The sequence below is a fragment of the Cupriavidus sp. 96C5-1 genome (assembly GCF_057798855.1).
This window is the reverse complement of record NZ_JBYOJU010000004.1, coordinates 168794-183004: the sequence shown is the minus strand read 5'-3', so window position 1 is coordinate 183004 and position 14211 is coordinate 168794. Positions and strand designations below refer to the sequence as shown.

Below are 14211 nucleotides of genomic sequence, written 5' to 3'. Positions count from 1 at the left end.
GCCAGTTTTCGCAGTCCAAGGAAGTACCGCCATGCAGACACCCACACTGGGTCAGCTCGCCACCGATACCGGCGCGCAGGTTGTGGGTGATCCCGACCTTGCCGTGCGCGGCCTCGCGCCGCTCGACCAGGCCGGCCCCGACCAGCTCTCGTTTCTTTCCAACCCGCTGTACCTGCCGCAGGCGCTGGCGTCCGGCGCCGGCGCCGTGATCGTGTCGGCGGCCGACCTCGAACGCATCCGCGCCGAGGGGCATGCCGATGGCCGCAACTGGCTGGTTGCGCGCAATCCCTACGTGTGCTTTGCACGTATCGCACAGGGCTTCGAGCGCCGTGCCAATACCGATCACCGTACCGGCATCGACCCGCGTGCCAGCGTGGCGCCCGACGCGGTGGTGCCGGCATCCTGCTTTATCGGCCCCAATGTGGTGATCGAGAGCGGGGCGCGGCTCGGTGAGCGGGTGCGCATCCTCGCCAACGGTTTTGTCGGCACCGGGGCGCAGATCGGCGACGATACGCTGATCTATGCCAATGTCTCGGTCTACCACCAGTGCGTGGTGGGTATGCGATGCATACTGCACAGCGGCGTGGTGCTTGGGGCCGACGGCTTTGGCTTTGCCCCCGACATCGGCCCGGCTGGCGTGGAATACGTCAAGATTCCGCAGACTGGCCGCGCCGTGCTTGGCAATGACGTCGAAGTCGGGGCCAATACGGCCATCGATCGCGGCGCCATGGCCGATACCGTCGTCGAGGACGGCTGCAAGCTCGACAACCAGGTGCAGATTGCGCATAACGTACGTGTCGGCGCGCATACTGTGATCGCGGGCTGCGCAGCGGTTGCCGGCAGTACCAAGATTGGCCGTTTCTGCGTGATCGGCGGTTCGGCCAACTTCGCCGGCCACCTGAATATCGCCGATCGGACCACGGTGTCCGGCGGCACTTCGATTACCAAATCCATTACCAAGCCCGGCGGCCATTTCACCAGCGTGTTCCCCGTCCAGCCGCATGGTGAGTGGGAACGTACCGCGGCCACCCTGCGCGGGCTCAGCAAGCTGCGCGAACGCGTGATCCAGCTAGAGAAGCGCCTGCAAGGGCAGGGCGCCGGCAACTCTATCCAGCATACCGAAGAGAAATCATCATGACCGCAGCCGATATCGACATCCGCAAGATCCTCAAGCTGCTGCCGCATCGCTATCCAATGCTGCTGGTAGACCGCGTGCTTGAACTGGAGCCGCAAAAACGCATCAAAACGCTGAAGAACGTCACCATGAACGAACCGTTCTTCCAGGGGCATTTCCCGGGCCACCCGGTGATGCCCGGCGTGATGATCCTGGAAGCGCTGGCGCAGTCAGCCGGCCTGCTGACCTTCGGCGCGGAGATGGAGCGCAAGGAAGACGCGCTGTACTACTTCGTCGGCATTGATGGCGCCCGCTTCAAGCAGGTGGTGTATCCGGGCGACCAGTTGCATATGAACGTATCGGTGGAACGCTATATCCGCGGCATCTGGAAGTTCAAGGCATTTGCCACCGTCGAGGGCAAGGTGGCTTGCGAAGCTGAGCTGATGTGCACCGTCAAACAAGCCGACGCCTGAAACTTGACGTTGAAGCTACTGCGCGGCCGCCAGGCGGCACCGTCCGCTGCCCGGAATCCTCACGTACCAATGTACGTTCCGGTTCCTGCGCTGCGGGCGGCGCCACCTGGTGGCCGCTCGCTACGCTTCAAAGCCTAGTTTAGTGTGGCCGGTCGTTGTTTCGACCGTTCGATCTTTCCATCTCAGACCATAGGACAGGACGCATGACGCAGATCCATCCCAGCGCACTCGTCGACCCGAAGGCCGAGCTTGCAGCCGACGTGACCGTCGGGCCGTTTTCCATCGTGGGTCCGAATGTGCGGCTTGGGAGCGGCACCCAGGTTGGCGCGCATACCACCATCGAGGGGCATACCACCATCGGCGCGGATAACCGCATCGGGCCCTATGCTTCGGTGGGTGGCACGCCGCAGGACATGAAGTACCGCAACGAGCCGACCCGGCTGGTGATCGGCGACCGCAACACCATTCGCGAGTTCACCACCATCCACACCGGCACGGTGCAGGATCAGGGCGTGACCAGCATCGGCAACGATAACTGGATCATGGCCTATGTGCATATCGCCCACGATTGCCGGGTGGGGAACCACACGGTGTTTTCCAGCAACGCGCAGATCGCCGGGCACGTCCAGGTAGGCGACTGGGCCATCCTCGGCGGCATGAGCGGGGTGCACCAGTTCGTGCGCATCGGCGACCATGCCATGCTTGGCGGCGCCTCGGCGCTGGTGCAGGATGTGCCGCCGTTCGTGATCGCCGCCGGCGACAAGGGCGGCAACAAGGCCACGCCGCACGGCATCAATGTGGAAGGCATGCGCCGCCGCGGCTTCGACGCCGCGCAGATTGCCGCGCTGCGCCAGGCCTACAAGGTGCTGTACAAGTCCGACCTGAGCTTCGAAACCGCCCGCAACGAGATCGCACAGCTGATCGCGCAGGCCGAAGGCAGCGCCAAGGTGCCGCTGCAGGGCTTTCTCGACTTCATTGCCGCCACGCAGCGCGGCATTGTGCGCTGAAGCCGGTCAACGCCATGGTCGATGCAGCCGTAGCGGCCGGGGGCAAGCTCGGGACCATCGCGATGGTCGCCGGCGAGAATTCCGGCGATCTGCTCGCTTCGCTGTTGCTGAGCGGGCTCAAGGCCCGCATGCGCGACACCGTGCGCTATTCGGGCATCGGCGGGGCGCGCATGATTGCGCAGGGTTTCGAGTCGCAGTGGCCGATGGAAACCCTGTCGGTCAATGGCTATGTGGAGGTGCTGGGCTCGCTGCGCGAGATCCTGGCGACACGCCGCGCCATCAAGGAAAAGCTGCTGGCCGAGCCGCCGCTCTGCTTTATCGGCGTGGACGCGCCTGATTTCAACTTCGGACTCGAAACGCCGCTGCGGCGCGCCGGGATACCGGTCGTGCACTTCGTCAGTCCTTCGATCTGGGCCTGGCGCGGCGGGCGCATTCGTACCATCGCGCGCGCGGTCGATCACATTCTCTGCCTGTTCCCGTTCGAGCCGGAGATCTACGCCCGCGCCGGCATAGCCGCCACTTACGTGGGGCACCCGCTGGCCGATGTCATCCCGATGGTGCCGGATACGCAAGGCGCCCGCGAGCGCCTCGGCCTGGCCGCAGGCCATCGCGTGGTCGCGGTGCTGCCCGGCAGCCGCCAGTCAGAAGTGCGCAACCTGGGGCCGACTTTCTTCGGTGCGATGGCGCGCATGCATGAGATGGACAACAATCTCGTCTTCGTGCTGCCTGCGGCCAGTGCATCGCTGCGTGCCGTGGTCGAGAACCTGCACCTGCAGTATCCGCAATTGCCGCTGACCGTTATCGACGGGCAGTCGCACCAGGCGATGGAAGCCGCGGACGTCATTCTGCTCGCCAGCGGTACCGCGACGCTCGAGGCAGCGCTATACAAGAAGCCGATGGTGATTTCCTACAAGGTGCCCTGGCTGACCGCGCAGATCATGAAGCGCCAGGGGTACCTGCCTTATGTGGGTCTGCCCAACGTTCTCTCCAAACGCTTCGTGGTGCCTGAGTTGCTGCAGGACGACGCCACGCCCGAAGCGCTGGCGCGCGAGACCCTGCTGCAATTGAACGACGAGGGTAATACCGCCTTCCTGCGCGAACATTTCACCCAGATGCACGAGACGCTCAAACGCAATACCGCCGAGCTGGCTTCCGAGGTGGTCGCCAGCCTGATTCGCGAACGGAGGGGGGTGTAATGGCGCGCCGTCCGACCGTGAACGCCGAATCTCCCCAGCTCGGCTTCGAGCTGGCGGCCGCGACCGCGCAGGTTCGCTACCTGTGCGGCGTGGACGAGGCGGGCAGGGGCCCGCTGGCGGGGCCTGTCTATGCCGCGGCGGTGGTGCTCGATCCGGCCCGGCCGATCGAAGGCCTGGCGGATTCGAAGATCCTGACCGCACGCCGGCGCGAGGTGCTGTTCGACCAGATCCGCGAGCGGGCACTGGGCTGGCATATCGCCCAGGCTTCGGTGGAAGAAATCGATACCATCAACATCCTGCACGCTACCATGCTGGCCATGCAGCGTGCGGTGCATGGCCTGGCCGATGCCGGCCTCGCGCCCGACCTGGTGCAGGTGGACGGCAACCGTTGTCCGCAGGTCCGCTTTCCCGTCGAGGCCATCGTCAAGGGAGACGCCAAGGTGCAGGCCATCTCGGCGGCATCGATCCTGGCCAAGGTGGCGCGCGACCGCGAACTGCTGGAGTTGCATGCCGCGTACCCGCAATACGGCTTCGATGCCCACGCGGGCTATGGCACGCCCCAGCACCTGGCCGCGCTGACCGAGTTCGGCGCCACGCCGCACCACCGGCGTTCGTTCGCGCCGGTGCGCAACGCCATCGCGCTGGGTCGCATTGCACCCGCCGCCGGCGCGTCCCGCCCGGCATCCCCGGAGCTGCTATCGTGAAGCACGTCACTTCGCGCGACAACGCGCTGTTCAAGCACCTCAAGGCGCTGACCGGCTCCACGCACGCGCGCCGCAAGGCGGGGCAGTCGGTGCTGGATGGCGTGCATCTTGCCCAGGCTTACCTGGATGCGCTGGGCCAGCCGGTGCAGTGCGTGGTCTCGGAGCGGCATTACGATCACGCCGAGGTGATGCAACTGCTGAAGCAGATCGCGCCAGAGCGCGTGGTGGTGCTGGCGGATGCCTTGTTCGACCTGATTGCCGGCGTGGTCAACGGCGTCGACCTGATGCTGGTGATCGATACGCCTTCCGGCCACTTGCCGTCGCATATCGATACCGATTGCATCATCCTCGACGGTGTGCAGGATGCCGGCAACGTCGGCTCGATCCTGCGCAGCGCCGCCGCGGCCGGCATTCCGCATGCGTTCCTGGTCACCGGCAGTGCCTTCGCCTGGTCCACCAAGACCCTGCGCGCCGCCATGGGCGCCAATTTCCATCTGAATATCGTCGAGCACTGCAGCTTCGACATGCTGGCGCCGCGGCTCGCGGTGCCGCTGCTGGCCACGTCCTCCCATGCGCAGGCGGCGGTGTTCGACACTGACCTGCGCGGCCCGGTGGGCTGGGTGGTGGGCAACGAAGGCGCGGGCGTGAGCCCGGAGTGGATGGCCAAGGTCAGCCGCACGGTGGGCATTCCCCAGCCGGGCGGGCTGGAGTCGCTGAATGTGGCGGCGGCGACTGCGATCTGCCTGTTCGAGGCGGTGCGGCAGCGGCGGCCGGGCTGAGGCTGAGCTCGTGCAAGCGGTTTGCTTCCAGCTCTCCCGCTTGCGGGAGAGTCTCAAGAGCGCAGGCCGCGCCGACTTGCACCCCAGAAAAGCAAGGTGCCTTCGGGGCACTATCTCTGCGGCAAGGCCTTGACATTGCCTCCAATAAATTCAACGGCTTAGAAGAGGTTCCCGGGTAGGGGCCGGGGGAGAGGGCGGGCGCTCGCGATGCCGCTGCACTGGAGCAAACCATTGGCTCCGCTTCCAGTGGCCCCTAGCCAGGCCACCCCTCTTCCCCCTGAGGGGAGAGGGAGTCACAGCCAGCGTCATTTCAAACGGCTTTGGCGCACGGTTCGGCTTCGTTTGGGGCTTCGGGTTTCTTCAGTAATTGTTGTCCCGGTCCACCTTGATCTCCTGCAGGATCGTGGTGGCGATCTCTTCGATCGACTTGTGGGTGGACGACAGCCATTTGATGCCTTCGCGGCGCATCATGGCCTCGGCCTCGTTGACCTCGTAGCGGCAGTTCTCCGGCGCCGCGTACTTGCTGCCCGGGCGCCGCTCGTTGCGGATCTCGGCCAGGCGTTGCGGGTTGATGGAGAGGCCGAAGATCTTAGGCTTGAAGGCGTAGAGCGCACTCGGCAGCTTGCCGCGCTCGAAGTCGTCGGGGATCAGCGGGTAGTTGGCCGCCTTCAGGCCGTATTGCATGGCCAGGTAAAGGCTGGTCGGGGTCTTGCCGCTGCGCGACACGCCGACCAGGATGATGTCCGCCTCGGCCAGGTTCTTGTGCGACTGGCCATCGTCGTGAGCGAGCGAAAAATTGATCGCCTCGATGCGGTTCTGGTAGGCCTCGGTATCCGCATTCTGGTGGAAACGGCCGATCGCATGGGTGGACTTGAGGCCCAGCTCCTTTTCGAGCGGCTCGATGAAGGTCTGGAACATGTCCAGGATCATGGCCTTGGCGCGCCGGATCGCCTTGTTCGACTCCTGGTTGACCAGGGTGGTGAAGACGATGGGCTGCACGCCTTCCGCATAGAAGGCTTCGTTGATCTTGGCTACCGCGATATGCGCCTTTTCGGGCGTATCGACGAACGGCATGCGTACCTTGCGGAAACGCATCTCGAACTGGGCCAGGATGGAGTGGCTGAAGGTCTCGGCGGTAATGCCGGTGCCGTCGGAGACGATGAAGACCGTGCGGATGGCCGGGCGCTCCTCATGACGCGGTTCCTGGGGGTGCTGCGGCTCGATGGGCGCGGCGGGAGCGGCGGGCTGGGACATGTCTGTACAATTATTTTTGAAACCGCGCGCCGCGAAAGTGCGGTGCGGCACGGTAGAATAGCGGCGATCTTTTCGCTAAGCAATTCCGCCAGCGCTGTTGGCACAACGATTCGGCCACGAATTGTCAACAATGTGCGCTGCAGCAATCACGATCGCACCCGATCGAATCCGGTCGGGGCCGCATTGGGACCGCCCAGGGACTGTTTAGCCAAGCGATCCGTCCGGTAGCAGAACTCCAACAATATTCCGGGCGTCAGCAACAGGTTTCTTACTTTGTTTTTGAGGCTTTTATGAACAACCCGGCAATCGACAGCGCGTATGTGCTGCCGTTCGAACAGTTGCGCAAGGAAGATGTGGAAACCGTGGGGGGCAAGAACTCGTCGCTAGGCGAGATGATCTCCCAGCTGGCCGAGGCCGGCGTACGGGTGCCCGGCGGCTTTGCCACCACCGCGCTGGCTTTCCGCGACTTCCTCGTCCACAACAACCTGACCCAGCGTATTTCCGACCGCCTCAAGGCCCTCGACGTCGACGACGTGAAGGCCCTGGCCGAAGCTGGCGCCGAGATCCGCGACTGGGTCGTCCAGGCGCCGTTCCAGCCCCGCCTGGAGCAGGAAATCCGCGAGTTCTACGCCCGTGCCGAAGCGCGCGAAGGCGCCGAGGCCTCGTTCGCCGTGCGTTCGTCGGCCACCGCCGAAGACCTGCCCGACGCATCGTTCGCCGGCCAGCAGGAGTCCTACCTCAACGTCAGCGGGATCGACGACGTGCTGGACAAGATCCGCCACGTGTTTGCCTCGCTGTACAACGACCGCGCCATTTCCTACCGCGTGCACAAGGGCTTCGCCCACGACGTGGTGGCGCTGTCCGCCGGCGTGCAGCGCATGGTGCGCTCGGACGTGGGCGCCTCGGGCGTGATGTTCACCATCGACACCGAGTCGGGCTTCCAGGAAGTGGTCTTCATCACCTCCAGCTACGGCCTGGGCGAGACGGTGGTGCAGGGTGCGGTCAACCCGGACGAGTTCTACGTCTTCAAGCCCACGCTGCAAGCGGGCAAGTACCCCATCATCCGCCGCTCGATCGGCTCCAAGCTGATCAAGATGGAATTCACCGCGCCTGGCGAAGCCGGCCGCGTCAAGACCGTCGACGTCCCCATCGAACTGCGCAACCGCTACTCGATCACCGACGCCGACGTGGCGGAGCTGGCCAAGTACGCGGTCATCATCGAGAAGCACTACGCTCGTCCGATGGACATCGAGTGGGGCAAGGACGGCCGCGACGGCAAGATCTACATCCTGCAGGCCCGCCCCGAAACCGTGAAGAGCCAGTCCGCCGGCAAGGCCGAGCAGCGCTTCAAGCTCAAGGGCACCGCCCCTGTGCTGACCAGCGGCCGCGCCATTGGCCAGAAGATCGGCACCGGCCGCGTGCGCGTCATCAATGACCCGTCCGAGATGGAGCGCGTGCAGCCGGGCGACGTGCTGGTTGCCGACATGACCGATCCCAACTGGGAGCCGGTGATGAAGCGCGCCGCCGCCATCGTGACCAACCGCGGTGGCCGTACCTGCCACGCGGCCATCATCGCGCGCGAGCTGGGCGTTCCCGCCGTGGTCGGCTGCGGCGACGCCACCGACCTGCTCAAGGACGGCACGCTGGTGACGGTGTCGTGCGCCGAGGGCGACGAAGGCCGCATCTACGACGGCCTGCTCGAGACCGAGGTCACCGAGGTGCAGCGCGGCGAAATGCCGGAAATCGACGTCAAGATCATGATGAACGTCGGCAACCCGCAGCTGGCCTTCGATTTCTGCCAGATCCCGAACCAGGGTGTCGGCCTGGCGCGCCTCGAGTTCATCATCAACAACAATATCGGTGTCCACCCCAAGGCCATCCTCGACTACCCGCAAGTCGACGCCGACCTGAAGAAGGCTGTGGAAAGCGTGGCCCGCGGCCACGCCAGCCCGCGCGCCTTCTACGTGGACAAGCTGGCCGAGGGCATCGCCACCATCGGCGCGGCGTTCTACCCGAAGCCCGTTATCGTGCGCCTGTCGGACTTCAAGTCCAACGAGTACAAGAAGCTGATCGGCGGCTCGCGCTATGAGCCGGACGAGGAAAACCCGATGCTGGGCTTCCGCGGCGCCTCGCGCTACATCTCCGAAGACTTCGCCGAAGCCTTCGAGATGGAGTGCAAGGCCATGAAGCGCGTGCGTGACGACATGGGGCTGACCAACGTCGAAATCATGGTGCCGTTCGTGCGGACCCTGGGGCAGGCCGAGAAGGTCATCGAACTGCTGGCCAAGCACGGCCTGAAGCGCGGCGAGAACGGCCTGCGCGTCATCATGATGTGCGAAGTGCCGTCCAACGCCATCCTGGCCGAGGAGTTCCTGCAGTATTTCGACGGCTTTTCGATCGGCTCGAACGACCTGACCCAGCTCACGCTGGGCCTGGACCGCGACTCCGGCATGGAGCTGCTGGCCAAGGACTTCGACGAACGCGACCCGGCGGTCAAGTTCATGCTGTCGCGCGCCATTTCCACCGCGCTGCGCCTGAACAAGTACGTCGGCATCTGCGGCCAGGGCCCTTCGGACCACCCGGATTTCGCCGCGTGGCTGGCCAAGGAAGGCATCAAGTCGATCTCGCTGAATCCCGATTCGGTGGTCGACACCTGGAAGCAACTGGCTTCCTGAGGCATTTGAAGTCACAATAGCGTTACACCGGCCCTGCGCCAGGTGTTCCGAACCCCCGCAGGCGCCCTGGCGTTGCGGGGGTTTTTTGTTTTGACCGTGGTCTGGGCTTGTGCGGGCGACGCCAGGCCACGACAACGGCAGGCAAGGGGGGAGGCAATGGCGCCGTATTACATCTGGTTTGCGCTGGCCGCGGTGCTGGTGATCGTGGAACTGGGTTTCGGCACCTTGTATCTGCTGATGGTGGCGCTGGGTGCCGCCATGGGCGGCATGGGTGCGCTGGCCGGCCTTGGCGCCGCCAGCCAGACCATACTGGCTGCGCTGGTGGCGCTGGCCGGCTTCGTCGCGCTGCGGCGCTCCCGCTATGGCCGCACCCGGCGCGACCAGGCCGAGCGCGACCCCAACGTCAACCCCGATATCGGGCAGGAACTCGAGGTGCCGGCCTGGGGCACCGGCGGAAGGGCCCGGGTGCGCTATCGGGGCGCGGATTGGGACGTCGAACTCCAGGCCCAGGGCCCAGCTGCGCCCGGGCGCTTCCGCATCGTCGAGGTACGCGGCAACACGCTCTTCGTCTGCCCACGCTAGGCCTGCTTCGCGCGGTTCGCCCTGGCGCTGCCAGGGCTGCCGCAACACCGCCATCGGGGCGGTCCGGTTTCCGGTTTCCAGGTTTCAGGCTTTCCCGCAGCACGCTTTTTTCCAACCCGTCACGGAGGTCCCATGTTCGAATTCTTCGGCAGCCTGCTGCCCCTGTTGATTCTCATCGCGGTCATCGTCCTGGTGGCGAAGAGTTTCAAGATCGTGCCGCAGCAGCATGCCTGGGTGCTGGAGCGCCTCGGCAAGTACCACGCCACGCTGACGCCGGGGCTGACCGTGGTGCTGCCCTTCGTCGATCGGGTGGCCTACAAGCATGTCTTGAAGGAAATCCCGCTCGATGTGCCCAGCCAGGTCTGCATCACCAGGGACAATACGCAGTTGCAGGTGGACGGCGTGCTGTACTTCCAGGTCACCGATCCGATGAAGGCGTCCTATGGCTCCAGCAATTTCGTGGTGGCGATCACCCAGCTCTCGCAGACCACGCTGCGCTCGGTGATCGGCAAGCTGGAACTGGACAAGACCTTCGAGGAGCGCGACTACATCAACCACAGCGTGGTCAATGCGCTGGACGAGGCTGCCGCCAGCTGGGGGGTGAAGGTGCTGCGCTACGAGATCAAGGATCTCACGCCGCCCAAGGAGATCCTGCATGCGATGCAGGCGCAGATTACCGCCGAGCGCGAGAAGCGCGCGCTGATCGCGGCTTCCGAGGGCAAGCGCCAGGAGCAGATCAACCTGGCCTCCGGCGCGCGCGAGGCCGCCATCCAGAAATCCGAAGGCGAGCGGCAGGCGGCCATCAACAAGGCGCAGGGCGAAGCCGCGGCGATCCTGGCGGTGGCCGAGGCCAACGCGCAAGCCATTGAGAAAATCGGGCGGGCTATCCGCGCCGAAGGCGGCATGGAGGCGGTCAACCTCAAGGTGGCGGAGGAATACGTGGGTGCCTTCGGCAACCTGGCCAAGCAGGGCAACACGCTGATCGTGCCGGGCAACCTTGGCGAGATGAGCGGCATGATTGCTTCCGCGCTGCAGATCGTCAAGGGACAGCAGAAGGGGGCTTGAGCGTGAGGCCGGAAGGGATGTGCCGGCGTGATGTGCTTGCCCTCTCCTCCAACCGTTCTCCCGCCGGCGGGAGAGGGGGGCGCCGGTAAGAATGCCTGAGCAGGCGCGCCGCCTTACTCCTTGCCGGCGCCCTTCATGATGCGCGCCTTCTCGCGTTGCCAATCGCGGTCCTTCTCGGTCTCGCGCTTGTCGAACATCTTCTTGCCCTTGGCCAGGCCGATCTCGCACTTGACGCGTCCGCGCGTGTAGTGCAGGTTGAGCGGCACGATCGTGAAGCCGCGCTGCTCCACCTTGCCGATCAGCCGCTTGATTTCTTCTGCCTTGAGCAACAATTTGCGGGTGCGCACCGCATCGGGCGAGATATGGGTCGAGGCGCTGTTGAGCGCGCTGATGTGAGCGCCGATCAGGAAGAGCTCGGCGTCGCGAATGACCACGTAGCCTTCCTTGATCTGCACGCGTCCGGCGCGGATCGCCTTGACTTCCCAGCCCTCGAGCACGATCCCCGCCTCATATCGCTCTTCGATGAAGTAGTCGAAAAAGGCTTTCTTGTTGTCTGCGATGGTCATGCGGTCCGGATAGAGGAAATGGAGATAGGAAAAATAGAAAGCAAAAAAATCACAAGGTACGGGGGCGGTGCGGCGCCGACGCGCGCCGCGTAAAGTGCTGGCCGCGCGCGGGAAACGTGATGCGCCACGGTCCGGCGCCTGCCATTGCCGCCATGCTTGCCGCGCGGGGGATGCCGCCGCCTGCATTCGGGATGCCGCCAGGACGCGCGTGGGCTAAAATTGGGATTCTAGCAAACTGGCCCGCCCCGGTGGATTCCGCAATGCGTCATGCCGCAGGCGGGGTCTGCATGGGCCCTGATTCTCCAATACATGGCAGACGTCCATAAATCCGTTCTGCTCGGCCATTCCGCCGAGCAGATGTACAACCTGGTCACATGCGTCGAGGACTACCCCAAGTTCCTCCCCTGGTGCGGCGGCGTCGAGGTATTCGAGCAGACCGAGACCTTGCTCGACGCCAAGATCCATATCCATTTCAAGGGCGTCAAGCAGTACTTCCACACCCGCAACACCCAGGAGCGGCCCGCCAGGATCGATATGGTGTTCGAGGACGGGCCCTTCAAGGCTTTCAATGGCTCGTGGCGCTTCACGCCGCTGCGCGAGGATGCCTGCAAGATCGAATTCCACCTGCACTATGAGTTCTCCAGCTTCCTGCTGGAGAAGCTCATCGGGCCGGTGTTCAGCATGATCGCCAATACGTTTGTCGATGCCTTCGTCAAGCGTGCCGAGGTGGTTTATGGCAACGGCTGACGAGACCGGCGCCGCCTGCGTGTTACGCATCTCGGTGTGCTATGCCCGCCCGGGCGCTGCTTTCCTGAAAGCGCTGGAGGTGCCGCCCGGTACGACCATTGTCGCCGCCATCGGCGCCTCGGGGCTGCTGCAGGCCTGTCCGGAAGTGGATCCCGCCACCATGCGCGTCGGCATCTTCGGCAAGCTCAAGACGCCGGACACCGTGGTGCGTGCGGGCGACCGCATCGAAATCTACCGCCCGCTGGTGGCCGACCCCAAGTCGGCGCGCAGAAAGCGCGTGCAGAAGATCCGCCAGGCCGGCACCCGCGAAGGCCAGAAATGGCTGCGCGGCGGCGCCAACTGACCGCGGAGCCGGCTCCGCTCAGGTGCAGTTCTGTTCGACGCTGGCGCTGGCGCGCTGCAACTCGGCCTGGCGCTGCGCATCGTCCAGGTGCTGTGGCGAGCCATCCGGCGCCAGCACCGCGATGCGCCGGCCCTGCTGCAGGGCGGTAGCGTAGTTGCGCATCCGCGCGCAGCGCGCCTGCTGCTCCTGTGCCAGCCGGTCCTTCTCGGCCTGGTCGGCCTCGGCCTTCAACTGCGCGGCGCGCCGTTTCTCGAACGCCGCCTCGGCACCTGCCATGCCTCCCGCCTTGTCATTTGCCTTGGGAGCCGGTACCTGGCTGCCCGGGGCGATGGCTGCCGGGCTGGCCGCCACCGCAGCCGAGGCGCCGGCTTCCACCGGGCGCAGGCTTCCGGCGAAGCGCCCGGGGGCACTGATCACGCTGGCGGCCGGTACCGAGGGCGGTGGCGGCACGTCGCTGTAGACCATGTGCCCGTTGCCGTCGAGCCATTGCCATTGCGCCTGGGCGACGGCTGCCTGGCACAGGCAGGCAAGGGCGGCGAGCGGGATGAGCGCGGTCGATCGTTTCATGGCTTGGCGTTGGGTGGCAGCCTGCGGTGGCAATGCGGCAGTCATGCAAGGCGAGGCGCCAAGGCGCGGAGAGGGCGGGAAAGCCCCCCGTTCCGCGAGTGACTCGCACGCCCCTGGCTGCCGGGAATGGCAGCTAGTTTAGGCAGACTTGTCGGTGGCATGCAAGCGCACCGACCAGGCCACGCCGATCATCAGCAACACAATGGCTGCGATCTCCAGGGGGCGTGGCCACCGATGGTCGAAGACAAAGCCATAGGCCAGCGCGAACAGGGTCTCGAACACGATCATCTGGCCCGATAGCGTCAGCGGCAGGCGGCGGCTCGAGATGTTCCACAGGTTGTTGCCGATCAGCGACGCGCCCAGCGCTACCGCGGCATTGACCAGCCAGAACCACTGCCAGTCGCGGCCGCCGCCCGCGGCGGCCAGCCTGTCGCCGGCCAGCAGCCAGCCCAGCAGCGCCAGCACCACCGACACCGCGCCGGTGGAGATGCCATAGAGCGCCGACCACTCGTTGCCGCTGTATTGCGGATTGCGTTGCAGGTAGCGCGCATTGTCGACGGCATAGAAGGTCCAGCACACCAGGGCGCCGGCCGCGCATAGCACGCCGGCCAGGCGCTGCCACACGGAGTGCAGTGCGTCGCCCGCGCCGGGGCCATGGGCGTGCCCGCCACCGCCGAACAGGTCGATATTGATGCAGGCGATGCCCGCGGCCACCACCAGCAGGGGCCAGATCAGGCGCGAAAGCGGCACCGCGCCATGGTCGCGCCGGCCCATGATGGTGACGGAAATGGGCAAGATGCCGATGATGAGGGAGGTGGGGCCCACGCCGGCCAGCTGCACGCCGAAGGCCAGCAGCACGTAATACAGCAGGTTGCCGGTGAAGGCCTGGCGCAGCAGGGCAACGCAATCGGCACGCGTGAGCTTGCGCGCAATGCGCCGCATCAGCGGCAGCGCGGCAACGAAGGCGACCAGCCCGTAGGCAAGATAGCGGCCGATCGCCAGTTCCCAGGGGGAGAAAACGGGCAGTAGCTTGGGGGCGATGAACACCATGCCCCAGAAGGCGCCGGCCAGCAGGCCGCACAGAACGCCGAGACCCATCGTATAGCCCATGCCGGAAAAAAGACGATGAGCATAGCAGA

15 protein-coding genes are annotated in these 14211 nt (G+C 65.3%); 11 read left to right on the top strand and 4 right to left on the bottom strand.

Annotation, left to right across the window (positions count from 1 at the left end; all coding sequences use genetic code 11):
- The first annotated feature begins 31 nt into the window (after positions 1-31).
- From lpxD to AC3FOF_RS07485, 6 genes are all read left to right on the top strand, one after another.
- Complete coding sequence (lpxD, locus tag AC3FOF_RS07510) at positions 32-1138, top strand: UDP-3-O-(3-hydroxymyristoyl)glucosamine N-acyltransferase (RefSeq protein WP_017223960.1); 1107 nt, start codon at positions 32-34, stop codon at positions 1136-1138.
- A complete protein-coding gene (gene fabZ / locus AC3FOF_RS07505; RefSeq protein WP_017223959.1) occupies positions 1135-1587 on the top strand; it encodes a 3-hydroxyacyl-ACP dehydratase FabZ in 453 nt (150 codons plus the stop codon). Before lpxD ends, fabZ begins: the two co-directional genes overlap by 4 nt.
- A gap of 203 nt (positions 1588-1790) precedes the next feature.
- Positions 1791-2594: an acyl-ACP--UDP-N-acetylglucosamine O-acyltransferase gene (gene lpxA / locus AC3FOF_RS07500; protein ID WP_017223958.1), complete on the top strand. Its 804-nt coding sequence runs from the start codon at positions 1791-1793 to the stop codon at positions 2592-2594.
- A gap of 14 nt (positions 2595-2608) precedes the next feature.
- On the top strand, positions 2609-3790 hold the full coding sequence (lpxB, locus tag AC3FOF_RS07495) for a lipid-A-disaccharide synthase (RefSeq protein ID WP_017223957.1): 1182 nt from the start codon (positions 2609-2611) through the stop codon (positions 3788-3790).
- Positions 3790-4494 carry a ribonuclease HII gene (rnhB, locus tag AC3FOF_RS07490; protein WP_488726202.1) on the top strand — a complete coding sequence of 235 codons (705 nt, stop codon included), beginning with the start codon at positions 3790-3792 and terminating at the stop codon, positions 4492-4494. The genes lpxB and rnhB overlap by 1 nt, the downstream gene beginning before the upstream one ends.
- Positions 4491-5273 (top strand): TrmH family RNA methyltransferase, encoded by a 783-nt coding sequence (locus tag AC3FOF_RS07485; protein WP_017223955.1) that lies wholly within the window; start codon positions 4491-4493, stop codon positions 5271-5273. The genes rnhB and AC3FOF_RS07485 overlap by 4 nt, the downstream gene beginning before the upstream one ends.
- A 360-nt stretch (positions 5274-5633) precedes the next feature.
- Here AC3FOF_RS07485 and ppsR read toward each other — a convergent pair whose 3' ends face one another.
- Positions 5634-6527, bottom strand: coding sequence for a posphoenolpyruvate synthetase regulatory kinase/phosphorylase PpsR (ppsR, locus tag AC3FOF_RS07480; RefSeq protein ID WP_017223954.1), 894 nt, complete (start codon positions 6525-6527; stop codon positions 5634-5636).
- A 290-nt stretch (positions 6528-6817) separates the two neighbouring features.
- Here ppsR and ppsA point away from each other — a divergent pair, with 290 nt between their 5' ends.
- The 3 genes from ppsA (at position 6818) to AC3FOF_RS07465 (ending at position 10849) form a co-directional block, all read left to right on the top strand.
- On the top strand, positions 6818-9202 hold the full coding sequence (gene ppsA, locus AC3FOF_RS07475; RefSeq protein ID WP_276266950.1) for a phosphoenolpyruvate synthase: 2385 nt from the start codon (positions 6818-6820) through the stop codon (positions 9200-9202).
- Between the two features lie 156 nt (positions 9203-9358).
- Positions 9359-9784 carry an NfeD family protein gene (locus tag AC3FOF_RS07470; protein WP_017223952.1) on the top strand — a complete coding sequence of 142 codons (426 nt, stop codon included), beginning with the start codon at positions 9359-9361 and terminating at the stop codon, positions 9782-9784.
- Between the two features lie 132 nt (positions 9785-9916).
- Positions 9917-10849 carry an SPFH domain-containing protein gene (locus AC3FOF_RS07465; protein ID WP_017223951.1) on the top strand — a complete coding sequence of 311 codons (933 nt, stop codon included), beginning with the start codon at positions 9917-9919 and terminating at the stop codon, positions 10847-10849.
- A gap of 113 nt (positions 10850-10962) precedes the next feature.
- Here AC3FOF_RS07465 and smpB read toward each other — a convergent pair whose 3' ends face one another.
- Positions 10963-11415 (bottom strand): SsrA-binding protein SmpB, encoded by a 453-nt coding sequence (smpB, locus tag AC3FOF_RS07460; protein WP_006164727.1) that lies wholly within the window; start codon positions 11413-11415, stop codon positions 10963-10965.
- Between the two features lie 309 nt (positions 11416-11724).
- On the opposite strand from smpB, the gene AC3FOF_RS07455 reads away from it, so the two are divergent.
- Together AC3FOF_RS07455 and AC3FOF_RS07450 are read left to right on the top strand one after the other, a co-directional pair.
- The gene (locus tag AC3FOF_RS07455; protein WP_035805117.1) at positions 11725-12162 is read left to right on the top strand and encodes a type II toxin-antitoxin system RatA family toxin; all 438 of its coding nucleotides are present in this window, start codon (positions 11725-11727) and stop codon (positions 12160-12162) included.
- On the top strand, positions 12149-12505 hold the full coding sequence (locus AC3FOF_RS07450) for an RnfH family protein (protein ID WP_488726201.1): 357 nt from the start codon (positions 12149-12151) through the stop codon (positions 12503-12505). Before AC3FOF_RS07455 ends, AC3FOF_RS07450 begins: the two co-directional genes overlap by 14 nt.
- 18 nt (positions 12506-12523) lie before the next feature.
- On the opposite strand, the gene AC3FOF_RS07445 is transcribed toward AC3FOF_RS07450, so the two are convergent.
- Complete coding sequence (locus AC3FOF_RS07445) at positions 12524-13072, bottom strand: DUF4124 domain-containing protein (RefSeq protein WP_488726200.1); 549 nt, start codon at positions 13070-13072, stop codon at positions 12524-12526.
- 138 nt (positions 13073-13210) lie between these two features.
- Positions 13211-14170, bottom strand: a complete 960-nt coding sequence (locus tag AC3FOF_RS07440; RefSeq protein ID WP_276264489.1) for a DMT family transporter — start codon at positions 14168-14170, stop codon at positions 13211-13213.
- Positions 14171-14211 lie beyond the last annotated feature (41 nt).